22 protein-coding genes are annotated in these 24355 nt (G+C 75.4%); 10 read left to right on the forward strand and 12 right to left on the reverse strand.

Annotated features, from left to right (window positions below; genetic code table 11):
* Position 1 precedes the first annotated feature (1 nt).
* From pyrF to A2CP1_RS20590, 3 genes are read right to left on the reverse strand one after another with little or no spacing between them, the layout of a single operon-like run.
* Positions 2–685, reverse strand: coding sequence for an orotidine-5'-phosphate decarboxylase (gene pyrF, locus A2CP1_RS20580; RefSeq protein WP_015935128.1), 684 nt, complete (start codon positions 683–685; stop codon positions 2–4).
* Positions 686–687: 2 nt separating this feature from the next.
* On the reverse strand, positions 688–2010 hold the full coding sequence (locus A2CP1_RS20585) for a DUF4388 domain-containing protein (RefSeq protein WP_015935129.1): 1323 nt from the start codon (positions 2008–2010) through the stop codon (positions 688–690).
* Positions 2011–2062: 52 nt separating this feature from the next.
* Complete coding sequence (locus tag A2CP1_RS20590) at positions 2063–3787, reverse strand: proline--tRNA ligase (RefSeq protein WP_015935130.1); 1725 nt, start codon at positions 3785–3787, stop codon at positions 2063–2065.
* Between the two features lie 26 nt (positions 3788–3813).
* Here A2CP1_RS20590 and A2CP1_RS20595 point away from each other — a divergent pair, with 26 nt between their 5' ends.
* On the forward strand, positions 3814–4164 hold the full coding sequence (locus A2CP1_RS20595; protein WP_012528016.1) for a c-type cytochrome: 351 nt from the start codon (positions 3814–3816) through the stop codon (positions 4162–4164).
* A gap of 200 nt (positions 4165–4364) precedes the next feature.
* Here A2CP1_RS20595 and ispG read toward each other — a convergent pair whose 3' ends face one another.
* Together ispG and A2CP1_RS20605 are read right to left on the reverse strand one after the other, a co-directional pair.
* Complete coding sequence (ispG, locus tag A2CP1_RS20600; protein WP_012528017.1) at positions 4365–5474, reverse strand: flavodoxin-dependent (E)-4-hydroxy-3-methylbut-2-enyl-diphosphate synthase; 1110 nt, start codon at positions 5472–5474, stop codon at positions 4365–4367.
* A gap of 79 nt (positions 5475–5553) precedes the next feature.
* Entirely contained in the window at positions 5554–6603 is a 1050-nt protein-coding gene (locus A2CP1_RS20605; protein WP_015935131.1) for a thioredoxin, read from the reverse strand.
* Between the two features lie 211 nt (positions 6604–6814).
* Here A2CP1_RS20605 and trxB point away from each other — a divergent pair, with 211 nt between their 5' ends.
* A complete protein-coding gene (gene trxB / locus A2CP1_RS20610; protein ID WP_015935132.1) occupies positions 6815–7759 on the forward strand; it encodes a thioredoxin-disulfide reductase in 945 nt (314 codons plus the stop codon).
* A 2-nt stretch (positions 7760–7761) separates the two neighbouring features.
* Positions 7762–8259, forward strand: a complete 498-nt coding sequence (moaC, locus tag A2CP1_RS20615) for a cyclic pyranopterin monophosphate synthase MoaC (RefSeq protein WP_015935133.1) — start codon at positions 7762–7764, stop codon at positions 8257–8259.
* On the opposite strand, the gene A2CP1_RS20620 is transcribed toward moaC, so the two are convergent.
* The 3 genes from A2CP1_RS20620 to A2CP1_RS20630 all read right to left on the reverse strand — a co-directional run bounded on the left by A2CP1_RS20620 (position 8150) and on the right by A2CP1_RS20630 (position 10412).
* The gene (locus tag A2CP1_RS20620) at positions 8150–8977 is read right to left on the reverse strand and encodes a TatD family hydrolase (RefSeq protein ID WP_015935134.1); all 828 of its coding nucleotides are present in this window, start codon (positions 8975–8977) and stop codon (positions 8150–8152) included. The two genes, moaC and A2CP1_RS20620, sit on opposite strands and share 110 nt — an antisense overlap.
* Positions 8978–9045: 68 nt before the next feature.
* Positions 9046–9849 carry a CheR family methyltransferase gene (locus A2CP1_RS20625; RefSeq protein ID WP_015935135.1) on the reverse strand — a complete coding sequence of 268 codons (804 nt, stop codon included), beginning with the start codon at positions 9847–9849 and terminating at the stop codon, positions 9046–9048.
* Positions 9846–10412: a chemotaxis protein CheW gene (locus A2CP1_RS20630; RefSeq protein ID WP_015935136.1), complete on the reverse strand. Its 567-nt coding sequence runs from the start codon at positions 10410–10412 to the stop codon at positions 9846–9848. Before A2CP1_RS20630 ends, A2CP1_RS20625 begins: the two co-directional genes overlap by 4 nt.
* 849 nt (positions 10413–11261) lie before the next feature.
* On the opposite strand from A2CP1_RS20630, the gene A2CP1_RS20635 reads away from it, so the two are divergent.
* The gene (locus A2CP1_RS20635) at positions 11262–11969 is read left to right on the forward strand and encodes a hypothetical protein (RefSeq protein ID WP_015935137.1); all 708 of its coding nucleotides are present in this window, start codon (positions 11262–11264) and stop codon (positions 11967–11969) included.
* Between the two features lie 409 nt (positions 11970–12378).
* Here the strand turns inward: A2CP1_RS20635 and ggt are convergent, their stop codons facing one another.
* Positions 12379–14037: a gamma-glutamyltransferase gene (ggt, locus tag A2CP1_RS20640; protein WP_015935138.1), complete on the reverse strand. Its 1659-nt coding sequence runs from the start codon at positions 14035–14037 to the stop codon at positions 12379–12381.
* Positions 14038–14186: 149 nt separating this feature from the next.
* Here ggt and glmU point away from each other — a divergent pair, with 149 nt between their 5' ends.
* From glmU to thpR, 3 genes are all read left to right on the forward strand, one after another.
* Positions 14187–15653, forward strand: a complete 1467-nt coding sequence (gene glmU / locus A2CP1_RS20645; RefSeq protein ID WP_015935139.1) for a bifunctional UDP-N-acetylglucosamine diphosphorylase/glucosamine-1-phosphate N-acetyltransferase GlmU — start codon at positions 14187–14189, stop codon at positions 15651–15653.
* A 36-nt stretch (positions 15654–15689) separates the two neighbouring features.
* Positions 15690–17525 (forward strand): glutamine--fructose-6-phosphate transaminase (isomerizing), encoded by a 1836-nt coding sequence (gene glmS, locus A2CP1_RS20650; protein ID WP_015935140.1) that lies wholly within the window; start codon positions 15690–15692, stop codon positions 17523–17525.
* Between the two features lie 62 nt (positions 17526–17587).
* On the forward strand, positions 17588–18172 hold the full coding sequence (gene thpR / locus A2CP1_RS20655; RefSeq protein WP_015935141.1) for an RNA 2',3'-cyclic phosphodiesterase: 585 nt from the start codon (positions 17588–17590) through the stop codon (positions 18170–18172).
* Between the two features lie 66 nt (positions 18173–18238).
* Here thpR and A2CP1_RS20660 read toward each other — a convergent pair whose 3' ends face one another.
* Together A2CP1_RS20660 and A2CP1_RS20665 are read right to left on the reverse strand one after the other, a co-directional pair.
* A complete protein-coding gene (locus tag A2CP1_RS20660; protein ID WP_015935142.1) occupies positions 18239–19408 on the reverse strand; it encodes a cache domain-containing protein in 1170 nt (389 codons plus the stop codon).
* Between the two features lie 15 nt (positions 19409–19423).
* A complete protein-coding gene (locus A2CP1_RS20665) occupies positions 19424–19627 on the reverse strand; it encodes a hypothetical protein (RefSeq protein WP_015935143.1) in 204 nt (67 codons plus the stop codon).
* 245 nt (positions 19628–19872) lie between these two features.
* On the opposite strand from A2CP1_RS20665, the gene A2CP1_RS20670 reads away from it, so the two are divergent.
* Positions 19873–20466, forward strand: a complete 594-nt coding sequence (locus tag A2CP1_RS20670; protein WP_015935144.1) for a YqgE/AlgH family protein — start codon at positions 19873–19875, stop codon at positions 20464–20466.
* A 200-nt stretch (positions 20467–20666) separates the two neighbouring features.
* Here the strand turns inward: A2CP1_RS20670 and A2CP1_RS20675 are convergent, their stop codons facing one another.
* Complete coding sequence (locus A2CP1_RS20675; protein ID WP_015935145.1) at positions 20667–21257, reverse strand: DUF2378 family protein; 591 nt, start codon at positions 21255–21257, stop codon at positions 20667–20669.
* A gap of 272 nt (positions 21258–21529) precedes the next feature.
* Here A2CP1_RS20675 and recA point away from each other — a divergent pair, with 272 nt between their 5' ends.
* Both recA and A2CP1_RS20685 read left to right on the forward strand, forming a co-directional pair.
* Positions 21530–22606, forward strand: coding sequence for a recombinase RecA (recA, locus tag A2CP1_RS20680; protein WP_015935146.1), 1077 nt, complete (start codon positions 21530–21532; stop codon positions 22604–22606).
* A gap of 217 nt (positions 22607–22823) precedes the next feature.
* Positions 22824–24275 (forward strand): LETM1 domain-containing protein, encoded by a 1452-nt coding sequence (locus A2CP1_RS20685; protein WP_015935147.1) that lies wholly within the window; start codon positions 22824–22826, stop codon positions 24273–24275.
* The last annotated feature ends 80 nt before the right edge of the window (positions 24276–24355 follow it).

The following is a 24355-nucleotide window of genomic DNA, read 5'->3' on the forward strand; positions in this document are numbered from 1 at the left end:
GCTAGAGCCCGGCGGCGATGGCGCGGGCCGCGGCGGCCGGATCCGGCGCGTCGCGGAGCGGTCGCCCCACCACGATGACGTCGGCGCCGGCGCGCACCGCCTCGGCGGGCGTCGCCACCCGGGCTTGATCGCCCTTCGCCGCCCCCGCGGGCCGGACCCCGGGCACCACCAGCAGCGGGCCGGGCCCCACCGCCGCGCGCACCGCCGCGACCTCGTGCGGCGAGCAGACGATCCCGCCGGCGCCGGCGACCACCGCCAGCCGCGCCAGCCGGACCACCGCCGCCTCGGGCGGGCCGGCGAGGCCGACGGCGTCGAGCGCCGCGGCGTCCAGGCTGGTGAGCACCGTCACCGCCAGCACCCGCACCCCGGGGCCGGCGCCGCGCACGGCCGCCCTCACCATCTCCGCGCCGCCGGCGGCGTGCACGGTCAGCAGCGCCGCGCCGCTCGCGGCCGCGCTCCGCGCCGCGCCCTCCACGGTGTTGGGGATGTCGTGCAGCTTCAGGTCGAGGAACACCGGCCGGCCCAGCCGCGCCGCGCCGCGCACCGCGGCGGGCCCTTCGGCCGCGAACAGCTCGAGGCCCACCTTGAGCAGGCCGACCTCCGGCGCGACGGCCCGCGCGAACGGCTCCGCCGCGGCGAAGGTGGGGAAGTCGAGCGCGGCGCAGATCCGTTCCGACGGCTTCATGGCTAGGCCTTTCCGACCTGCATGCGCCCGACCTCGCGCAGCAGCGCGTCGGCCTCGGGGCGGGGCAGGCAGTTCTTCACCTCGAACAGCGCGAACGCGAGCAGGTCCTCGAGCGCCTCCAGCGCCCGCGCCCGCGCCGCCGCGCCGGTCCAGGTCCCGACCGCGAGCACGTTCGCGAGCACCAGCATCACGTCCACCGACCCGTCCTCGGCGAGGCGGACGCCCTCGAACAGCGCCCGCTGCTTCGGGGGCAGGCGCTCGAAGTAGCTGTTGAGCCGCGCCGAGGCGTCCGGCTGCGCGGCGGCGAGCGCCTCGTGCACGCGCACGAAGATGCGGCGGTAGATCTCGAACGGCCCCGAGGTGCGCACGCCGGGCGGCGGGGTCGGGCGCGGCGTCTCCGGCACCGGCTCGGGCGCCGGGGCCGCGGGCACGGCCGGGGCCGCCAGCACGCCGCGGCGGACCAGCATCACCGCGGTGGCGAGCGCCTCGCGCAGGGTGAGGCTGGCGGCCCGGGCCGCCTCGCCGATCGTGCGCACCCCGTCCACCGCCTCGACGAGCCGCGCCTCCAGCGCGGCGAGCCCACCGGCCGCGTCCGCGCCGCCCCGGGCCCGGTGCAGCACCACGTCGCGCCCGCCCAGCTCGCGACCGAGCTGCTCCGCCTCCTCGACCCGCCGCATGCCCTCCAGCAGGAGCTCGCGGGTCCGCTGGGGCAGCTTCACCGCGTTCTGCTCGTCGGTCCGTCCCTCGAGGAACGCGAACGTGCCGGCGGGCTCCAGGAACGCGCCCATCAGGATCTCGGTCACCTGGAGCGTCATCCCCTCGTAGAGCTGGCCGGGCGAGAGCAGCCCCTGGTCCACCAGCACCTGCCCGAGCGGATGACCGGCGGAGACGAGGTGGCGGCAGCGCTCCTGGTCCTCGGGCCGGACCAGGCCGGACCGCACCAGCATCGGGCCGAGCCGCTCGGCGGGCTCGGACGAGGAGGCGAACACCACCTGCCCGTCGCGGAAGAAGATGCTGCGCCGCCGCAGCTGCTCGGGCCGGTCGGGCGCGGCCGCGTGCTCGCCGTCGGCGCCGAACGCGAGCAGCAGCACGCCGGTCTTGAGCGAGGTGAACACGAACTGGATCACCTCGGGCACGGAGAGCGCCGAGAGCGAACCCGCGAACCACGAGCGCGGCGTCTCGCCGCGCGCGGGGGCGATGAGCGCGAACGCGCCGCGCGCCGACACCAGCTCGGCGTCGCCACCTCCGGCGAGCCCCAGCGCCTCCGCCTCGCGCGGCGGCAACGTGACCTGGCCCTCGGCCCCCACCGACAGCTTCGCGCGCATCCACCCCTCCGCTGCCCGGCGCGGCGGGATGCGCCCGCCCGGGCCGGACCGACTACGTCGCCGCCCGGACCGCCTCGGCCGCCTTGCGCGCGACCTCGCCCACCGGGACGAGCTCCACCGCGCCGCCCTTGCGCAGCTTCCACTCCACGTTGCCGGCGGCGAGCCCCTTCTTCCCCACCGCGATGCGGATGGGGATGCCGAGCAGGTCGGCGTCCTTGAACTTCACCCCGGCGCGCTCGTCGCGGTCGTCGAACAGCACCTCGACGCCCTCCTTCCCGAGCGCGGCCACCACCTCCTCGGCCGCCTTGCGCAGCTCCGGCTCCGGCCCGAGCGTGAGCACGGTGGCGTGGAACGGCGCGATGGCCATCGGGAACACGATGCCGTTGTCGTCGTGGTGCAGCTCGATGGCGGCGGCCAGGATGCGCTCCACGCCGATGCCGTAGCTGCCCATCACGATGGGCACCTGCTTGCCCTCGGCGTCGAGCACGGTCGCCTTCATCGACTCGGAGTACTTGGTGCCGAGCTTGAAGATGTGGCCGATCTCGAGCGCCTTGAAGACGTCGAGCGTGCCGTCGCACCGCGGGCAGCCCTCGCCGGCCTTCACCGTGCGCAGCTCCGCCAGCGTGGCGCCGTGCGCGAGGACGTCGCGCCGGACGTCCACGCCGCGCAGGTGGAAGCCGTCCTCGTTCGCGCCGGTGACCATGTCCTTGCGGTCGGCGAGCGACGGGTCCAAAAGGACGCGCGCCCTCGTGAACCGCACCGCGCCGAGCGAGCCGGCCCGCGCGCCCATGAGCGGCGGGATCTCCTCGGGGTGCGCGGGGCGGACGGCCACCGCGCCGGTGGCTGTCTGCAGCTTCGCCTCGTTCAGCTCCTGGTCGCCGCGCACCACCGCGATGACCGGCTGCTCGTCCGCCATGTACACGAGCGTCTTCAGCTGCCGCCGCGCCGCCACCGAGTACGGCGCCTGCTCCAGCGCCTCGATGGTGACCACGCCGGGGGTGGCGAACTTCTCGGGCGTCCCGAGCCCGGGGCCGTCCGCCTCCGCGGCGACGCGCGAGGTGGCGGTCTCGGTGTTGGCGGCGTACCGGCACCTCGGGCACGCGGCCACCAGGTCCTCGCCGGCGTCGGTGCGCACCATGAACTCGGAGGACTCGCTGCCGCCCATCGAGCCGGAGTGCGCCTGCACCGCCACGAAGTCGAGGCCGCAGCGGGTGAAGATCTTCTCGTAGGCCCGGCGCTGGTCCTCGTAGCTCCTGTCGAGCCCGGCCCGGTCCACGTCGAAGGAGTACGCGTCCTTCATGGTGAACTGCCGGACTCGCAGCAGGCCGGACTTGGGCCGCGGCTCGTCGCGGAACTTCGTCTGGATCTGGTACCAGACCTGCGGGAGCTGCCGGTAGCTGCGCAGCTCGTCGCGCGCGACGGCGGTGAAGATCTCCTCGTGCGTCATGCCGAGGCAGTAGTCGCCGCCCTTGCGGTCCTTCAGCCGGAACATGTTGTCGCCCATCACGTCCCACCGGCCGGACTCCTTCCAGATCTCCGCGGGGTGGAGGGCGGGCAGGTAGAACTCCTGGCCGCCGATGGCGTCCATCTCCTCGCGCACGATCGCCTCGACCTTCGCGAGGGAGCGCTTCGCGAGCGGCAGGTAGTCGTAGATGCCGGCGCCGAGCTGGCGGATGAAGCCGGCCCGGACGAGCAGCTTGTGGCTCGCGACCTGCGCGTCGGCGGGCGCTTCCTTGAGCGTGGGGATGAAGGCCTGGCTGTAGCGGACGGCGTGCATGGGGGTGGGTTATACAATGGAACCTCATGCCTGCGCGCACCCGCTACGCGCTCGCCGCCGCGGTGGTCCTGGCGCTGGGGGCGGCCCTCCTGTCGCAGCTCCCGGCCGGCACCTTCGGCCGCCGCGCGCCCCCGGCGGTGGAGACCCCGGAGCTCGCCGCCCAGGGCAAGCGCGTGCTCACGCAGCAGTGCTGGCACTGCCACCGGGAGATCCCGCTCGCGCCGCGGGTGGCGGGCTGGGACGCCCCGCGCGCCTACGAGGCGCTGGGGCGCCTGCCGGAGCTGAACCCGGCCATGCCGCCGTTCCGCGGCACCGACGCCGACCGCCGCGCGCTCGCGGCGTATCTCGCCGCGCTCGCCGCGGGCCGCGCGCCGTGAACGACAGTCCGTGAGCCGCGATCACCTGCGGTGTCGCGGCTCACGCTGTCGTTCACGCATGATCTGACGGGGCTGCGCCCCGCCCCACGGAGCGGAGCTCCGCGGGGCCCCACCCTGCTCGCCGGGTCCCTTGCGCCGCCGCGGGCGGCTTCGCCGCGGACCCGACGGCGCCCCGGCGGGCTCGCTCCGCTCGCGGGGCGCTACTTCGGCGCGCGCTGGCCGGAGATCTGGATGGCCTCGGCCACCAGCGCCTCCTCCAGCTCCTCCGCCTTCATGCGCTTCACGATCTTGCCGTCGCGGAACAGCAGCCCCACGCCGTTGTGGCCGTAGGCGATCCCGACGTCGGCGGCGGCCGCCTCGCCCGGCCCGTTCACCTCGCAGCCCATCACCGCCACCTGCACCTCGCCCTTCAGCGTGGCGAGGCGGCGCTCGACGCGCTCGGCCACCGGGATCATGTCCACCGAGCACCGGCCGCAGGTGGGGCAGGAGGTGAGCGTGGCCCCGCCGAACTTGAGGCCGAGCGAGGTGAGCAGCATGCGCGCCACCCGCACCTCCTCGACCGGATCGGCGGTGAGGGAGATGCGGATGGTGTCGCCGATGCCCTCGCCCAGCAGGATGCCCAGCCCCGCGGCGCTCTTCACCGTGCCGGCGAGCAGCGTGCCGGCCTCGGTGACGCCGAGGTGGAGCGGGTAGTCGAACTGGCGCGAGAAGAGCCGGTTCGCCTGCACGGTCATGGCGACGTCGTGCGCCTTCAGCGAGACCTTGATCTCGCGGTAGCCCTCGTCCTCGAGGAAGCGGATGTGGCGCTCGGCGCTCTCCACCATGCCGGCGGCGGTGGGCCAGCCGTGCTTCTCGACGATGTCCTTCTCCAGCGAGCCGGCGTTCACGCCGATGCGCACCGGCACCATGCGCTCGCGGGCGGCCTTCACCACCTCGCGGACGCGATCGCGCGAGCCGATGTTGCCGGGGTTGAGGCGGATGCCGTGCATCCCGGCCTTCAGCGCGGCGAGCGCCAGCCGGTAGTCGAAGTGGATGTCGGCCACCAGCGGCACCGGCGTGGCCTTCACGATCTCCGGCAGCGCGGCGGCGGCGTCCTGGTCCGGCACGGCCAGGCGCACCACGTCGGCGCCCGCCTCGGCCAGCGCCCGGATCTGGGTCAGCGTCGCCGCGGCGTCGGCGGTCTGCGTGGTCGTCATCGACTGCACCGCGATGGGCGCGTCGCCGCCGATCCGCACGTTGCCGACGCGGATCTGCCGCGTCTTCCGGCGCTCGCCCAGCGTCGCGCCCTCACCCTGCCCGTATGCGCCCACTCGACACCTCCGAAACGGCACGGCGGCCGCGTCCGGATCTAGGACGGGGCCGCCGGCTTCGCCAGCCTGAGGTCGGGGCCTACTGCTTGCCCGCCGCCTTCAGCTCCTGGTCGATGACGGCCTTGAAGGCCTCCAGCGGCTGCGCGCCGGAGATCAGCCGGCCGTTGATGAAGAACGCCGGGGTCCCGCTCACGCCGGCCGCCTCGCCGGCCTTGTGGTGCTCCTGCACCACCGGGGCCTTCTCGCCGGACTCGAGGCAGCGGTCGAACTTCGCGCCGTCCGCGCCGACCTCGCGCGCGTAGCCCTTCAGGTCGTCCACGGCGAGCTTGCCGTTCGCCGCGAACAGCCGGTCGTGCATCTCCCAGTACTTGCCCTGGTCGCCGGCGCAGTGCGCCGCCTCGGCGGCCTTCGGCGCGAGGTCGTGCGAGGGAAGCGGGAAGTCGCGGTAGACCACCCGGACCTTGCCCGGGTAGGCGGCCATCACGTCCTTCACGGTCGGCTCGGCGCGCACGCAGAACGGGCACTGGAAGTCGGAGAACTCGACGATGGTGATGGGCGCGTCGTTCGGGCCCTTCGACGGGCCGGTGGCCGCGACCTCGACCTTGGGCGGCATGTACGCGGGCAGCAGCACCTCGACGTTCATGTCCTTCTTCAGCTTCTCGTAGTAGGCCGTCAGCTCGGCCTGCGCCTTCTGGTTCTTGATGAACCGCGCGATGTCCGGCTTCACCTGGTCGATGGGCGGGAGCTGCTGGCCGCCGGCCTTGGCGCGCTCGTACAGGGCGCGGACCTCGTCGTCGGCGGGCTCGGGGATCTTCGCGACCACGTCGCGGTTCACCAGCTCGTCCGGCGTGATGCCCTCGGCCTTCGCCTTCGCCTCGAAGACGCGGCGGCGGATCATCGACTCCAGGCCCTGCCGCTTCAGCTGGTACTTCTGCTCCTCGTACTGCTGCTCGAGCTGCTTCAGGTCGCTCTTCACGAGCTCGTCCAGCTCGCCCGTGGTGATGGCCTGGCCGCCCACCTTGGCGACCGGCGCCGACGGGTTCTCCTTCTGCTGCGCCGGCTGCGCCGGGCGAGGGGACTGGCAGGCGGCCGCAAGGACGGCGAGCGCGCCGAGGACGACGTTGCGCATGGGGATGAGGGCTCCGCGGGAGGTGTGTCGGGCCAACGGCCCGGAGGAGGCGAACCTTCCGCCAAAACGGCCGGTCCGTCAACGGTTTCGACCGCGCGCGGCGGGGCGCCCGGCGCCCCCTCGCCCGGGCGATGCGCGGGCGAACCTTCGCCGTGACACGCTGGCTCCAAGCGGCTATTCAGAGGTCCCCTCGCACCTGGGAGGTCACGCCATGTCCAAGCACGAGCGGCTCGTCATCGTCGGCAGCGGTCCCGCGGGCTACACCGCGGCGCTCTACGCCGCGCGCGCCAACCTCCAGCCGCTGCTGTTCGAGGGCATGCAGCCGGGCGGGCAGCTGACCATCACGAGCGAGGTGGAGAACTTCCCCGGCTTCCCCGAGGGCATCCTCGGGCCGGAGCTGATGGAGAAGATGAAGAAGCAGGCCGAGCGCTTCGGCACGCGCTTCGAGGCGAGCGAGATCACGCGGGTGGACTTCTCCCAGCGCCCGTTCAAGCTCTGGCAGGACGACACGCTCTACACCGCCGACGCGGTGATCGTCGCCACCGGCGCCTCCGCCAAGTGGCTGCAGATCCCGTCGGAGAAGCAGTACCAGGGGCGCGGCGTGTCGGCCTGCGCCACCTGCGACGGCTTCTTCTTCCGCGGGGTGGAGATCGCGGTGGTGGGCGGCGGCGACACGGCGCTGGAGGAGGCGAGCTTCCTCACCAAGTACGCGAGCAAGGTGCACGTGGTGCACCGCCGCGGCGAGCTGCGCGCCTCCAAGATCATGCAGGACCGCGCCCGCAAGAACCCGAAGATCGAGCTGGTGCTGAACGCGGTGGTGGACGAGATCCTCGGCGACGGCAAGGCCGTCACCGGCGTCCGGCTCAAGGACACCCGCGACGGCTCGACCCGCGAGCTGCCGCTGAAGGGCGTGTTCATGGGCATCGGCCACGAGCCGAACACCGGCATCTTCAAGGGCCAGCTCGAGATGAACGAGGTGGGCTACCTCGCCGTGAAGGCGCCCTCCACCGCCACCAGCGTGCCGGGCGTGTTCGCGGCCGGCGACGTGTCGGACCCGCACTACCGCCAGGCGATCAGCGCGGCCGGGACCGGCTGCTCCGCCGCCATCGACGCGGAGCGCTGGCTGGGCGAGCACGTCACCGAGAGCTGGAACTAGCCATGAAGATGATCGACGTCGGCGCGAAGCCGAAGACCGAGCGCGTGGCCGTGGCGCACGGCTTCGTGGCGATGTCCGCCGACACGGTGGGCAGGATCCGCGCGGGCGAGGTGGAGAAGGGCGACGTGCTCGCGGCCGCGCGCCTGGCGGGCATCATGGCGGCGAAGAAGACGCCGGACCTGGTGCCGCTCTGCCACCCCATCGCGCTGTCCGCCGTGGACGTGAGCGCGGTGCCGGGCCCGGGCGGCGTGGCGGTCGAGGCGACCGTGCGGACGGTGGACCGGACCGGCGTGGAGATGGAGGCGCTCGCGGCGGTCTCGGCCGCGTGCCTGACCATCTACGACATGCTGAAGCGGTACGAGAAGGGCATGTCGATCACGGCGATCGAGCTCATCGAGAAGAAGGGCGGGCGGAGCGGGCACTGGACCCGCGGCCCCGCAGCCCCGCCGGATCGACGCCGAGGAAGCGGATCACGTTCGCGCCGCACACGCGGCGGATGACGGCGGGCGCGAGCCCGGCCTTCGCCATCCGGTCGGCCGCCCGCGCCAGCGCCAGCAGGTCCCCCCCGCCCACGCCGGCGTCCGAGCCGAGGACGATCCCCTCCGGCCCGAGCGACGCCACCATCCGCACCGCCGCGTCCACCGCGCCGCGTGGGCCCGCGCCGCCGGACAGCGCCAGGCCCGCCAGGTGGCCGCAGGCGCGGATCGCCTTCACGGTGCGTTCATCGGCGCCGGCCACCAGCACCCGCGCCGGCTCCAGCTCCGACTCGCGCAGCGCCGCGAGCAGCCGCCGGGTGAGGCGCTCGCGCCCGCGCAGCGGCACCGCCGCGACGACCGGCAGCCGCAGCTCGCGCGCCAGCTCGAGCTGGCGCGCCAGCACCCGCTCCTCCAGCGCGCCGCCCTCGGCCAGCCCGACCGCGCCGAGCGCCGCCACCTCCCGGCGGCCCAGCGCGTCCGGCAGCTCGGCGAGCAGCGCCTCCAGGCCGCGCGCCGGGATCCGGCGCGGGTGGATGCCGAGGGCCGCCCAGGCCGCGAGGCCGCCGCGGCGCAGGCGCCGGGCGGCGGTGGACACCTGGTCCCAGCCGCGGCGGATGGCCGCGGGCGTGGCCGTGACCACCGCGTCGCCGGACGGCACCAGCGCCCCCTCGATCCCGAAGAAGCGGAGATCGGCGACCTCGCGCGCCCCGAGCGCGCCGGCGTGGAGGAAGGCGTCGAACACGGCGGGATCGTAACCGGCCGTGGCGGGGAAAGCCCGCGCGGACGCCGCGGCGGGGCGCTGCGGCGCGATCAGCGCGGGCGCCGCAGCAGCGTCGCCCCGCCGTCCTCCACCCACTCCACCGGGAGCTCCGCCGCGAGCGGCAGCTCCACCGGGCCGAGGACCAGCCAGCCCCCGGGACGCACCGCGGCGAGCAGCGCGCGCAGCACCGTCGCCGCGACGGCCGGGTCGAAGTAGATGAGGACGTTCCGGCACAGCACCGCGTCGAACGGGGGCCCGGGGAGCGGGTCGCGGACGAGGTTGTGGTGTCGGAGCTCCACCGGCGCGCGCACGTCGGGGTGCACCACCCGCGCGCCGTCCGAGCCGGCCGGCAGGAGCCAGCGCGCCGCGATCGCCGGCGGGACCCGCCGGAGCGCCCGCGGCCCGTAGCGCGCGCGCCGCGCCGCCTCGAGCGCGCGGGCGGAGAGGTCGGTCGCGAGGATCCGGTCGCCCGCGGCGGCGTCCCGACCCGCCTCGCGCAGCAGCATGGCGAGCCCGTAGGCCTCCTCGCCGCTCGCGCAGCCCGCCGACCAGAGGCGGAGCGGCGCCGGGCGGCCGCCGGCGAGCCGTGCCAGCGCGGCGAGCTGCTCGGGGTGGCGCCAGAACGAGGTCTCGCGCACCGCCGCCTGCTCCACCAGCGCCGCCAGCGCCGCGGCGTCACCCCCCGCCACCGCAGTCGCGAGCCGCGCCGGCGTCGTGCCCCGGTCGTCCGCGGCACGGTCCAGGGCAGCGCGCAGCGCGTCGCCCAGGCCGCTCGCGAGGGAGAGCCCCGTCTCCGCGGCGAGCGCGCGGGCCACCGCGGCGAGCGCCGCCGGCCCCGGGGCGCCGTCCGTCACGGTGCCGCCGGCGCGCCCGCGCCCGCCAGCGCCGCGCGCAGCGGCGACGGGTCGAGGAGCGGGAGGACCTCGCCGCCATCCACGCACAGTCCGGCCACGAGCGGCGAGCCCCGCCAGCCCTCCGGCGCCGCCTCGGCCGGATCGCCCTCGAACAGCTTCGGCGCGTCCACCGTGCCCACCACGCGCTCCACCGCCAGGCCCAGCGCCGGCGCGCCCGCGAGGATCACCACGCGCGCGTCCAGGTCGAGGTCCGCACGCGCGCCCGCCGCCGCGGCCAGGTCCGCCGCCACCACCGGCACCCCGCGCCAGGAGAAGGTCCCGAGCACGTGGGCCGGCGCCCCCGGCAGCGGCGAGAGCGCGACCATGCGGACCACCTCCGTCACCTGCGCCACCGGCAGGAGCGCCCGCCGGCCTCCGGTCTCGAGCACGAGGTGCAGCCCCGGGAGCGAGGCGCCGCCGAGCGCCGCGAGCGCCCGCTGCGCGTCGCGGAGCGCACCGGAGAGCCGGCGGACCTCGGCGGTGAGCGCCGCGCGCGCGGAGGCGGTGAGGAAGTCGTCGGGCATCGCGTCGGGGGAGGATAGCGCAACCGGGGGGAGGGGGTGGGCCCGGGGGGCGGGGATGGGCGGGGGCCGGGGATGGGCGGGGGATGTGGAGGGGGGGCTTTGAGGGTGCGGGGGGTTCGGGGGATGTGGAGGGGGGGCTTGAGGGTGCGGGGGGCGGGGGCCGGATGGCGGGCGGGGGGGCTTTGAGGGTGCGGGGCGTTCGGGGGGCGTGGCCGTGTGGCCGGAGCCGGGGATGGCGGGATCGGCTTGCGAGAGGCTGGAGGGGGAGGCGCAGGGCGCGGGGGGAGATCGGTGGAACGGAACGGGAACCAATCGAGACATCGCTGACAGTCGGGGTGAGGCGGGCGTAGAGCGGTGACGGAACCAGTCAGGACATCGCTGACAGTTCAGCGGCGAGCCTGGCGTCGAAACCAGTCGAGACATCGCTGACGGTTCGGGGTGAGGCGGGCGTCGAGCGGTGACGGAACCAATCAGGACATCGCTGACAGTTCAGCGGCGAGCCTGGCGTGGGTCGGTGACACGGACTGCGACCCTTCAACCCCTCGCGAACGGTTCGGGCGGTGAGCCTGGCATCGGCGGTGACACGGCGTACCTCCGCGCGAGACGCACTCACGGTGTAACGACGCAACTGCGCTCCGCCGGAAGGGACGGCGCCCAGTCGTGCGCCGGAGACGGCGCAGCGCGGACCGCTCCGCTCGCGGTGAGCCTGTGTATGAACCGCGAGCCAGACGCGAGACGGGAAGGCACGAGTCTGGACTCCCGGGGACATGACTCGCGAGCGCAGCGAACGTTTGCGACCCACACGGTCAGTGGATGGCGGTCTCACGATGCGTTAATATCTGCCCAATCATGATGCGCGGCGCTCGTCAGCTCCGGTTCCGGCTCTCCCCTCCCCGCACCCATGGCGGGCGACGGGCGGGTGCGGGGCGCAAGCCCTCGGGAGCGCGGGCGGGGGTCTCGCACCACGGGCGGCCCGCGGTCACCGGCTCCACGCCGGTGGACGTCACCTTGCGCGTGCTCCCGCACGTCTGGAACCTGCGGAGCCTGCGCGCGCTCCGCGTCATCGAGGAGGCGCTCGAGGCCGCCACGGCGGCTCGCAGCACCTTCCGCGTGGTCCACTTCTCGCTCCAGGGGAACCACCTCCACCTCATCGTCGAGGCGGAGGAGGCGCGGGCGCTCTCCGCGGGGATGCAGGGGCTCTGCATCCGCCTGGCGAAGGGGCTCAACCGCATGATGGGCCGGCGCGGGAAGGTCTTCGCTGACCGCTACCACGCGCGCGTGCTGGCGACGCCGTCCGAGGTCCGCAACGCGCTCGCCTACGTGCTGCTCAACCACCGGAGCCACCTCGCGCGGATGGGAAAGCCGGTCGGGCACGGGGGCGTGGACCGGTTCTCCTCCGGCTGGTGGTTCGACGGGTGGCGCGGCGGCGGACCTGCGATGACCACGGCACCGCCAAAGGTCACCGCGGCCCCGCGCACGTGGCTCCTCGCCACGGGCTGGCGCCGCCGCGGCCTGCTCTCACCCGACGAGCTCCCTGGACGCCCGCCCCGCCGGTGAGCCGATCTCGTCCCGGCGCTGCCCTCCCGCGGCGCCGTCGCGCGGACGAGCGCCGCACCCACGCACACGCCCCGCCCGCGCGCAACCTCGCCCGCGACCTCGACTCGCCCTCGTCAGCCCCTTCCGCGCAACTGGCTCCGGACCGCACCGCGCTCGCGCTCGGCTCGCCCCGCGCGTGCGCCACGCCGCCCGCCGCCACGCCGGCCCAGGCGGCGTCCGACGCCGCGAGCCCGTCCGTCCGCTCGCCTCGCCGCCAGCGCTGCCGCCGTCAGGCAGCCCAACCATCCGCGGGCCGACGCCGCCACCCCATACATGCGCCCGCTCGCCCCACCGCGCGGCCACGCACGCCGGCACCGCGGCTTCGTCCTGCAGCACCGCGGCCACGCCCTGCCGGCGCCGAGGGCCCCGCCTACGGCACCGCCGCCCCGCCCTCCAGGAGCGGGTCGCTCGCGGCCTCCACCCAGCCCTCGGGGGCGACGCGGGCGGCGTGGGCGTTCGACCAGCGACGCTCGCGCCACAGCAGCCGGTGCCCCCTCGCCTCCAGCGCGCGGGCGGTGGCGGCCTCGAGCCCGTTCGGCTCGACCTGCAGCGCGTCGGGCCTCCACTGGTGGTGGATGCGCGGGGCGGCGAGCGCCTCGGCGAGCCCCATGCCGTCGTCCACCACGTGCGAGATCACCTGGGCCACCGTGGTGGGGATCGTCGTCCCGCCGGCGGCGCCGACCACGAGGGCGAGCTTGCCGGCGCGATCGAACACGAGCGTGGGCGCCATCGACGACAGCGGCACCTTGCCGGGCGCGGGGGCGTTCGCGCCGGTGCCGACGGCGCCGAACACGTTCGCGGCCCCGGGGGCGGCGTCGAAGTCGTCCATCTCGTCGTTGAGCAGGATCCCGGTGCCGGGCACGACCACGCAGGAGCCGAACGAGAAGTTCACGGTGGTGGTGAGCGCCACCGCGTTGCCCTCCCGGTCCACCACCGACAGGTGCGAGGTCTGGCTCGACTCCTGCGTGGGCGGCGGCGCGTCCACGACGGCGGCGCGCTCGCCCACCGCGGCGGCGAGCCGCGCGGCGCCCTCGGGCGAGACGAGCTCGCGCTCGACCTGGGCCGCGGCGGGCACGAACGCGGCGTCGCCGAGCACCGCGCGCCGCGCGAACAGCCGCTTCTCCACCTCGGCCATGGCGTGCAGGAAGCGCTCGGGCCGGTAGCCGCCGGCCCGCGGGTCCTCGTGCTCGAGCGCCTGCAGCAGCCCGACCACGATGCTGCCGCCGGACGAGGGCAGCGGCATCGAGACCACCCGGTGGCCGCGGTAGCGCCCCTCGAGCGGCGTCCGCTCGCGGGTGCGGTAGGCGGCGAGGTCCGCCTCGGTCAGCACGCCGCCCTCGGCGCGCGCGGCGCGCGCGATCCGGCGGGCGAGCGGCCCACGATAGAACGCCTCGGGGTCGCGCCCGAGGGTCCGCAGCGTGCGCGCCAGCTCGGGCTGGCGGAGCCGCCACCCGGGCGCGGGCGCGACCGGCGCATTGCCGGCGCCGCGGTCGAGGAAGGTGCGCGCGGCCTCGGGGCGCGCGCCCAGACACGCGAGGCGGGCCCGCGCGGTTCGCACGTAGTGCAGGTTCACGGGCGCGCCCTGCTCGGCGAGGCGCGCGGCCGGCTCCACCAGCCGCCGCAGCGGCCGGGTCCCGAAGCGCCGCGCCAGCTCGGCGTACCCCTTCACCGCCCCGGGCACCGCCACCGCCAGGCCGCCGTCGAGCGAGCGCGAGGGCCCCGCCCCCGCGGCGCCGCCGGCGAACATGGTCGCGGACGCGCCGGCGGGCGCCACCTCCCGGAAGTCGAGCGCCACCACCCGGTCCTCCCGCGCCAGGTACACGAGCGCGAACCCGCCGCCGCCGATCCCGGACGACTGCGGCTCGACCACGCCGAGCGCGAACGCCGCGGCCACGGCCGCGTCCACCGCGTTCCCGCCCTCCCGCAGCACCTGCGCGGCGGCGGCGCTGGCGGCGGGGTGGCCGGTGGCGACCGCGCCGCGCGGGGAGGCGGCGGTGGCCGAGAGCAGGAGGGCGAGCAGGAGCGGCATGCCGGACCTCTACCACGCCGGGATCCCCCTCCCGATCGGTCCAGCGGGCACCTCCGGGCCCCCCGCCGGCGCCGCCCGGAGGCCCGCGCTCCGGGTCACACGTGCGCAGGCTTGATCGCAGCCCCCACCCGCGCCTAGCCTCCGCGACCATGCCACGCACCCGCACACCGCTCGCCGCCATCGTCCTCGCCGCCGGCAAGGGCACCCGGATGAAGTCGAACAAGGCCAAGGTCCTGCACGAGGTCGCGGGCCGGCCGCTCGCGTACTATCCGGTGAAGCGCGCCCTGGAGCTGGGCGCGAGCCCGGTGGTGGTGGTGGTGGGCCACCAGGCCGAGGCGGTGGAGGCGGCCCTCTCCGCCGCGCTCCCCGAGGCGCCGCTGCGCTTCGCGGTCCAGGAGCAGCAGCTCGGGACGGCGCACGCGGTGCTCGCGGCGAAGCGCGCCCTGCGCGGCTACCGCGGCCCGGTGCTGATCCTCTCCGGCGACACGCCGCTGCTCCGCGCCGAGACGCTCGAGGCGGTCGTGTCCGCCGGCCGCCGGGCCCGCGCCGCGGTCTCGCTCGCCACCATGACCCTCGAGGTCCCGCGCGGCTACGGCCGGGTGGTGCGTGACGCGCGCGGCCGGCCGGCGCGCATCGTGGAGGAGAAGGACGCGACCGAGGCCGAGCGCGCGGTGCGCGAGGTGAACGCCGGGCTGTACTGCGTGGACGCGGAGCTGCTCTGGAAGAAGCTCGCGAAGGTGGGCACCGCCAACGCGCAGCGCGAGTTCTACCTCACCGACCTGGTGCCCATGGCCGCGCAGGCGGGCGGCGTGGCGGGCGTCGAGGTCCCCGCCGAGGAGGCCTCCGGCGTCAACGATCGGGTCGAGCTCTCGCGGGCGAACCGCGTGATGGTGGGCCGGCTCGCCGAGGCGTTCATGCGCGCGGGCGTGACCATCGAGGACCCGGCCCGCTTCGACTGCGACGAGGGCGTGGAGATCGGCGCGGACGCGGTGATCGAGCCGAACGTGCGGCTGCGCGGTCGCACCCGCGTCGGCGCGCGCACGCGGGTGGGCGTCGGCGCGGTCATCACCGACGGCGTCCTCGCCGACGGCGTGACGGTGAACCCGTACACCGTGATCTCGGAGGCGCAGGTCGCCGAGGGCGCCATCCTGGGCCCGTTCTCGCGCCTCCGCCCGGGCGCCGACATCGGCCCCGAGGCGCACGTGGGCAACTTCGTCGAGGTGAAGAAGAGCCGGCTCGGGAAGGGTGCGAAGGCGAACCACCTCGCCTACCTCGGCGACGCGGAGATCGGCGCGGGCGCGAACATCGGCGCCGGCACGATCACCTGCAACTACGACGGGGAGCGCAAGAACCCGACGCGGATCGGCGAGGGGGCGTTCATCGGCTCCGACTCCATCCTGGTCGCGCCCATCGAGATCGGCGCCGGCGCCTACGTCGCGGCAGGCTCCACGCTCACCGACCCGGTGCCGGCAGGCGCCCTGGCGCTCGGCCGGGCACGCCAGGTGACGAAGGAGGGGTGGGTGGCCCAGCGGCAGGCGGAGAAGCAGATGAAGGGGACGGCCACCGGCCCGGCGTCCGCCCGCAAGGGCCGCCCGGCCGCCCGGCGGGCGAGTTAGCAGCGCGCGCGCCCCGCGTGGTATTGAGGCGACCCTATGTGCGGAATCGTTGGTTACGTCGGCCCCCGGCAGTGCGTGGATCTCATCGTGGGTGGTCTCCGGAAGCTCGAGTACCGTGGGTACGACTCGGCGGGCGTGGCGGTGGTCGGGCCGAACGGCCTGGCGGTGAAGCGGGCGAAGGGCAAGCTGCAGAACCTGGTGGCGCTGCTCGCCGACGCGCCGCTCGCCGGCACGACCGGCATCGGCCACACCCGCTGGGCGACCCACGGCAAGCCCTCGGACGAGAACGCGCACCCGCACTGCTACGGCGGGGTCGCGGTGGTCCACAACGGGATCATCGAGAACCACCTCGAGCTGAAGGCGGCGCTGGCCGCGCGCGGCCACAAGTTCTCGTCGGAGACCGACACCGAGATCTTCGCGCACCTCATCGCGGACGCGCTCGCCGCCGGCGCGCGCGACCTGCGCGCTGCCGTGGGCCAGGCGCTCGCGCAGGTGAAGGGCACGTACGCCATCGCGGTGGTCTCGCAGCAGCGGCCGGAGGAGATCGTCGCCGCCAAGAACGCCTCGCCGCTGGTGGTGGGCTACGGCAAGGGCGAGAGCTTCCTCGCCTCCGACGTGCCCGCCATCCTCGAGCACACGCGCGAGGTGGTCTACCTGGAGGAGGGCGAGCTGGCGGTGCTCACCCCCGCCGGCATCGCGCTGTACGGGCGCGACGGCGAGCCGCTCGCGCGCAAGCCGCGCAAGATCGAGTGGAGCGCGGTGGCCGCCGAGAAGGACGGCCACAAGCACTTCATGCACAAGGAGATCTTCGAGCAGCCGCGGGCGGTGGCAGACACCATCCGCGGGCGCGCCTCGCTGGAGCAGGGCGACGTGGCGCTCGACGGCATGGAGCTGCCCGCGGACTACGCCCGCTCGCTCGAGCGGATCGTGATCGTCGCCTGCGGCACCTCCTGGCACGCCGGCCTGTCCGGGCGCCAGATGATCGAGTCGCTGGCGCGCGTGCCGGTCGAGGTCGAGCTGGCGAGCGAGTTCCGCAACCGCGATCCGCTGGTCGACGAGCGGGTGCTGTGCCTCGCCATCTCGCAGTCGGGCGAGACCGCCGACACGCTCGCCGCGGTGAAGATCGCCCGCGCCCGCGGCGCCCGCGCCTACGCCATCTGCAACGTGGTGGGCTCGGCCATCAGCCGCGAGTGCGACGGCGGCACGCTGTTCACCCGCGCCGGCCCGGAGATCGGCGTCGCCTCGACGAAGGCGTTCACCACCCAGCTCGCCGCGCTGTTCCTCATGGCGGTCCGGCTCGGCCGGCTGCGCGGCACGCTGTCGCCGGAGCGCGCCCGCGAGCTGCTCGAGGACCTGCGTCGCGTGCCCTCCTGGATGGAGCAGATGATCCGCCAGGAGGCGCAGCTCATGCCCATCGCCAAGCGCTGCGCCGCCGCGCGCGACGTGCTCTTCCTCGGCCGCGGCAGCGAGTACCCGGTGGCGCTGGAGGGCGCGCTCAAGCTGAAGGAGATCTCGTACATCCACGCCGAGGGTTACGCCGCCGGCGAGATGAAGCACGGCCCCATCGCGCTCATCGACGAGGAGCTGCCGGTGGTGGTGCTGGCGACGCGCGAGCCGGCGTACGAGAAGACGCTCGGCAACATGGAGGAGGTGCGCGCCCGCGGCGGCCAGGTGTTCGCCGTCGTGACCGAGGGCGACACGCACGCCGCCAGCCTGGCCGAGGTGGCGATCACCGTCCCGCCCGCGCCGCCGGTGCTCGTGCCGCTCCTGTCGATCATCCCGCTCCAGTTCCTCGCCTACCACGTGGCCGACCTGAAGGGCACCGACGTGGACCAGCCGCGGAACCTCGCGAAGAGCGTGACGGTCGAGTAGCGCGCGGGCCCGCGCCCGCGCCGGACCTCGCGCGCGGCGCGCGGGTGCGGTAGACCTCGGCCGTGGTCACCCGCCGCCTGTTCGTGGCCCTCGAGCCCGCCGACGCCGTGCGACGCCGCATCGGCGCCGCGTCGGACGCGCTCCGCGCGGCGGCCGGGCGCGCGGCCGGCGACGTCCGCTGGGTGGCGCCCGACGGCGTGCACCTGACCTTGCAGTTCCTGGGGGCGGTGCCCGAGGAGCGGGTGGAGGCGGTGCGCGCCGCGGTCGAGGCGGCCGCCGCCGGCGCCCGGCCCATGGCGCTCGAGGTGAGCGGCGCGGGCGGCTTCCCCAACGCGCGCCGCCCGCGGGTGGTCTGGCTCGGGCTCGGCGGCGACGTGGCCGCGCTGTCGGCGCTGGTGGCCGACCTCGGCGCCCGGCTCGCGCCGCTCGGCTTCGCGCCCGAGTCGCGCCCGTTCTCGCCGCACCTCACGCTGGGCCGCGCGCGGGATCCGCGCGGCGCCCCGGGGCTCGGCGGCGCGCTCGCCGCGCAGGCGCACGCCGACGGCTTCGGCTGGCGCGCGACCGAGCTGGTGCTGTTCGAATCGCACCTCTCGCCGAGGGGCGCCCGCTACGAGGCCGTGCTGCGCGCCCCGCTCGGCGGCGGGTAGTCGCTCCCGCGACTCCGCGCGGCCGCGCTGCGCTCGGGATGAGCGGGAGGGAGCCGGGCCGCCGCCCTACCCCGTCCGGCGCCGCGTCAGCTCCTTCAGCTGCCCGCCGACCACCGCCAGGAAGCGGCCGAAGAAGTCCTCGAACCGGCCGATCTCGTCGGGCGGCCCTGGGGGCGGCGCGGTCACGTCGTGGTCGCCGCCCGCGAGCCGCGCGGAGAGGTCCTCCATGGTGGAGATCATGCGACCCAGCCGGCCGAAGACCAGCCGCTGCAGCAGCAGCACCAGCACGCCCGCGAGCAGCAGCGCCATGGCGCAGATCACCGCGAACACCCGCGTGCGGGCGCGCATGAACGTGGCGTGCACGTCGGTGATGTCGTGGAGCACGAACAGCGCGCCCACCCGGCGCCCCGCCGCGTCGCGCACCGGCACCAGGCCGCGCGCGAACGTGCGCCCGCCGCGCTCCAGCTCGTCCACCAGCTGGCCCTCGTCCGGTACCTCGGCGAGGTCGCCCTGGAACGCGGTGAGCGCCGGGTCGTCGGCGGTCGCGTCCACCACCACCGTGGCGGGCTGGTCGTCCCAGGGATCGCGCCGGCCCTCGCGCGTGGCGGCCCAGGCGGCGCGGTCGAGGAACTTCTTCTCCACGACCAGCGCATAGGCATCGCCGGTCTGCGCGCTCATGCGGCCGAGGAAGTGGTCCACCTCCTCGCCCAGCTCCACGTAGCCGAGCGCCGCGCCCGCGTGCGCCAGCGGCCGGACCACGCGCAGGGCGAACGCGGTCTGGCCGAGCTCCATCCCCGCCCCGCGCGCGCCCGACTCGACCGCCTGCGCGAGCGTGGCGCGCCCCACCATGTCGCCGTGCTGCTCGGGCTTGTGGACGCGCAGGAAGCAGGTCCGCGCCGGGTCGACGAAGTACCAGTGGGTGATGTCGTGCTGCGCGCGCAGCCCGGCGAACACCGGCGCCGCGAGCGCCAGCAGCCGCTCGCGATCGCGCGCCGCGAACGCCTCGGCGAACGCGGGGTTCGCGGCGAGCACGGAGAGCGTCGCGTCCAGCTTCTCGACGTCGGCGCGCTGCATGGCGGCGAACGTCCCGCCCGCCGCGCGGATGGCCTCGGCGCCCACCAGCCGCACGTTGCGCTCGGCGGCGCCCCGCACCACCGCGGCGACCGCGAGCGCCACCACCGCGAGAGCGGCCACGATGGCGAGGACCAGCTTCGTCTTGATCGAGATGGCCTTCATGTCGGGACCCCCGCGCTACGGGATGGGCTCGCCCAGCACCTGCCGCGCCACGCGGCGGAGCGCGTCGATCTTGGCCTCGTCGTCCGGCGTGGCCTCCTCGACCAGCGCCAGCGAGAAGCCCACGTGGATCGCGATGAGCCCCTTGGTCTTGAAGACCGGCAGGTTCTTGCGCGCGATCACGGCGTCGATCTGGCGGATGGTGTCGTACAGCTTCCCCATCGTTCGCTCCCCGTCGGCACCGAGGGCCGACCGGGCGCCCCATTGCCAGCGGGGTGCCGCGCACCCGCGGAGCGATGACGCAGGGTTGGACGCATCCCCTCCCGGGGCGCCCCCACCCAGGGGTGGTACGGCACCTGCGCGGCCGCGCACACCCGCCCGGCGCGCGCCCACGTCGCACCGGCTTGCACTCCCCACCGCGGCGCGCGAGATCTCCGGGCGTCGCTCGGCCCCACCGGAGGACGCACATGCCTCAGGACGCTCCCGCCGGACTCGCGCCCGGCTTCCTCGTCGCGGCGCCGGCGCTGGCGGACCCGAACTTCAACGGCTCGCTCGTGCTCATGGCCGAGCACCACGCGCAGGGCGCGCTCGGCTTCGTGGTGAACCGGCCCGGGCCCATCACGGTGGCGGACGTGCTCGGCGGGCTGGACGCGGGGCTGCGGGAGCGCGCCGAGGGCGCCGGGCGGGCGGACGACCCGGTGCTGGTGGGCGGGCCGGTGCAGCCGGAGCGGCTCTGGATCCTGTTCCGGCCCGGGCCGGCGGCGCCGGAGGAGGGCGCGGTGGCGCTGGGGGCCGGGCTCGCGCTGGGCGGCTCGCGCGAGCTGCTGGAGGCGCTGGTGCGCGCGCGCGACCCGGGGCCGTACCTGCTGCTGCTCGGCTACGCCGGCTGGGCGCCGCTCCAGGTCGAGCGCGAGGTCGGCGAGGGCGCGTGGGTGCCCCTGCCGCTGCAGGGCGACCTCGTGTTCGACGTGCCCATGGAGAAGCGCTGGGAGACCGCGGTGCGGCGGCTCGGGCTCGATCCGGCCGGCTTCCTGGTGGGCGGCGGCGGCGCCGAGGCCTGAGAGAGCGTGAACCCATCCCCTCCCGTCGCCGCGGCGGCCGATCCGCGTCGCATCGCGTCGTTGCTCCTCCCTCGCATGCCTCGGGGCATGCTCGGTCGTCGCGCCTCGCGCTGCTCGCGTCTCGACCGCCTGGCTCGGTCCGGGGATGGATTCACGCGCTCTGAGCCCGGGCCCGCCGGGGGCCGGGCTTCACCCTGCGTCTACGCCGCCTCCCAGGCCAGCTCGCACTCCGCGTCGAGCCCGCTGGTCTGGCGCGCCTCGGTGCGGATGTCCTTCGCCCCGACCCGCTCCAGCACCGCGGTGAACACGCCGCAGTGGAACGGCGGCGCGAGCAGCTCGCGGCGGAACGTGACGCGGGCCCGGCGCTCGCCGGTCCACTCCAGCCGCCGCTCGCCGTAGCTCACCGCGCCCTTGTAGGCGCTCGGGACGTTCGCGAGCAGCTGGCGCGCGCCGCCCGCCTCCGAGAGCGCCAGCATGGTCTTGCCGACCATCGAGTCGAGCACCATCCCGCCGGCGCGGTGCCCGATCCGGAAGAACGCCTGCTGCTCGCCGCCGAGGCGCCCGCCGATCCGGTCCGCGACCGCCGCCGCGAGCGCCAGGAAGTCGGTCACCGGGTAGCTGAAGAACTCGACCCGGCTCGCCTTGCCGGTGGGGTCGCAGGCGCGCGCGGCCTCGTCGCCGGCCACCTCCCGCACCACCGAGAACAGCGCGTTGAAGACGAGCCCGCGGACGGTGTCGTCGCTGCGGGCGGCGGCGATGCGGGCCTCGAGGTCCTGTCGATCGACGGGCATGGACCGGGCAGTCTGCCCCAAGCGGCGGGGTGCCGGGCAGAGACCCGCGCGGGATGGGCGCGGATTCCCGCGCGATTCCTTGACTCCACCCGACCGCCCGTTCAGTATCCGGACGTTCAGGTCCGGCGGCCCCGGTGTCAGGGGGCGCTGGTAGGGGAAGGGAAGTCACGCAGCAGAGGTCGCCGGGAGCGCCCTTCACACAGGCCACGGCGAGCGGGGCCGAACGGATCGACCCCGCGCCAGGCGCGGCGCGCCCTACAAGGAGACGAAAGATGCCCGTGGGACCGGAGAAGGAGAAGGCGATCGAGCTGGCCGTCGCGTCGATCGAGAAGGCGTTCGGCAAGGGCTCGATCATGCGCCTCGGCAACGAGGACGCGCTGGTGAAGGACGTCCAGGCGGTCTCGACCGGCGCGGTCTCGCTGGACATCGCGCTCGGCGTGGGCGGCTTCCCGCGCGGCCGCATCATCGAGATCTACGGCCCGGAGTCCTCCGGCAAGACCACGCTGGCGCTGCACGCCATCGCCGAGGCGCAGCGGCGCGGCGGCATCGCCGCGTTCGTGGACGCCGAGCACGCGCTCGACGTGGGCTACGCCCGCAAGCTGGGCGTGCGCACCGACGACCTGCTCATCTCGCAGCCCGACAGCGGCGAGCAGGCGCTCGAGATCGTCGAGACCCTGGTCCGCTCCGGCGCCATCGACGTGCTGGTGGTGGACTCGGTGGCGGCGCTCGTGCCCAAGGCCGAGCTCGAGGGCGAGATGGGCGACGCGCACATGGGCGTGCAGGCCCGCCTCATGAGCCAGGCGCTCCGCAAGCTCACCGGCACCATCGCGAAGTCCGCGACCATCGTCATCTTCATCAACCAGATCCGCATGAAGATCGGCGTGATGTTCGGGAACCCGGAGACCACCACCGGCGGCAACGCGCTCAAGTTCTACGCGTCGCAGCGGCTCGACATCCGCCGCATCGGGGCCATCAAGGACGGCGACTCGGTCATCGGCAACCGCACCCGCGTGAAGGTGGTGAAGAACAAGGTCGCCCCGCCGTTCAAGGAGGTCGAGTTCGACATCATGTACGGCCAGGGCATCAGCCGCGAGGGCGACGTGCTCGACCTCGCCTCGAACGAGAACATCGTCGAGAAGAGCGGCACCTGGTTCAGCTTCGGCGGCGAGCGCATCGGCCAGGGGCGCGAGCAGGCCAAGGCGTTCTTCCGCGAGCACCCCGAGATCCTCCAGCAGATCGAGTCGCGCCTGTTCGAGAAGTTCGGCATCCACCGCGGCCCGGTGGCCGTCCCTTCCCCGCCGGCGGAGGAGCCGGTCGAGGAGCGGAAGCCCCGCGCCAAGGCGAAGTGATCCGCAACGCCCTCGCCCGCCCCCACGGGCGAGGGAGCCGCGACCGCGGCCCGGTCGGGCCGGCCTCGAGAGAGGCCGGCCCGCTTCGTCTCTGCCTCGCGCACTGCGCCGCGCGGCCCGGCACGCCTGGGCGCCCGCCTGCACGGCGGGGGATCCGCCGGGTGGGCAAGCGGGCGAGGGGCGAACCGGGTTAGACTCCCGCCCTTCCGGAACCGACGTGGCGAAGGCCCTCAGCGACAAGAGCTGGCTCGAGCACCTCCTCGCGGAGGAGCTGAAGCAGCACGACCCCGAAGCGGCCCGCGCGCGGCTGCCGGCCGACGTGCGCGCGGCGGCCGAGGCCCGGGGCGACCTGCTCCCGGCGGCGCGCCTGCTGGTGGCCCGCTCGCTGCGCCGACGGCGGCTCTGCGCCGAGGCCCCGCCGCCCGAGGACGCGTTCCTCGACGAGGTCCGCACGCACGTGGGGCTGGCGCTCGACCTCGCGCTGCTGCGCGGCGAGCCGTTCCTGCGCACGCGCCAGCGCGCCGAGATCGCGGCGTTCCTGGCGGCGGCGCTCGGCCTCGACGCGCTCGCGCTGGAGGTCGAGCCGGAGCAGCCCGGCGGGTCCACCGACCGGGCCGTGGAGCGCGCGCTCCGCGGCGCCGCCGAGGCGCTCCAGGCCCGGGCCTACCCGGCCGGCGATCCCGTCTCCGGGCTGCCGCTCCACCCCGGAGCGACGGCGATCCTCCGGCGGCGGCTCGCGCGCGTGGTGCTCGGCTTCCACCGCGCCGGCCGGCTCGACCCCGAGGCGCTGGCGCGCCACGGCGCCTACGCCGCGCGCGAGTCGGTGCTGCTCGCCGAGGCGCTCTCCGGCCTGCTGCTCTCGGCCGGCTCCGACGGCGAGCGCGCCCGCGGCGTGCGGGTGCGCCAGCTCCCCCGGCTCGGCCTCTCGCGGGTCGAGCTGCGCGACGCGCGACGCGTGGTGGCGTCCCCTCGCGCCCCCGAGGAGCTCGCCGCGGCCGCGCCGGAGCGGGTGCGCCCGTTCCTGCTCGAGCAGCTCCTGCTCGCGCAGCTCCGGGTGCGGCTCGACGGCGACGCGACGCGCGGCTGGATCGAGCGGTTCGCCACGGCGGCCGGGCTCGACGCGCAGGCGGTCGCCACCGCGCAGGTGGAGGCGGCCGCGCAGCACTGCGATCACGAGGTCTGGTTCGAGGCGTTCGACGAGGGCGGCGTCCCGGTGGACTGGCAGGTCCTCGCCGACGAGTGGGAGTCGGTGGCGGACCACGTGGTCGAGCGCGTCTCCACCGCGGTCACCGACAACCTGGGCTCGCTGGCGACGGAGATCCGCGAGACCGGCGAGCTGGGCGGGCTGCTCGCGAAGGCCGCCGCCGGGAAGAAGCTCGACGCGGCCGAGAAGCGCAAGGTGAAGGCGCAGCTCATCGACCTCGCCAAGGCGGTGCCCGCGCTCGCCATCTTCGCGGCGCCCGGCGGCATGCTGCTGCTGCCGCTGCTCGCGAAGCTGCTGCCCTTCAACCTGATGCCGAGCGCCTGGGACCGTCCGCCGCGCGGGGACGGCGCGCCCGCTCCCGGCCGCGCCAGCGCGAAGCCCGCCGCCGCAACCGGGGACCCCGCCGCCGCGCCCGCCGTGAAGGCGCCGGGCAAGGCGGGCGGCCGCAAGCGCGAGCCGGCCTGACGATTCCTCGATTCCGCGCGGCTCCCTCGGTCCCGCGCGGCTCCGTCGACTCCGCGCGGGATGAGCGCAAAGGATCCGCT

This window comes from Anaeromyxobacter dehalogenans 2CP-1 (assembly GCF_000022145.1).
Lineage (GTDB): Bacteria > Myxococcota > Myxococcia > Myxococcales > Anaeromyxobacteraceae > Anaeromyxobacter > Anaeromyxobacter dehalogenans.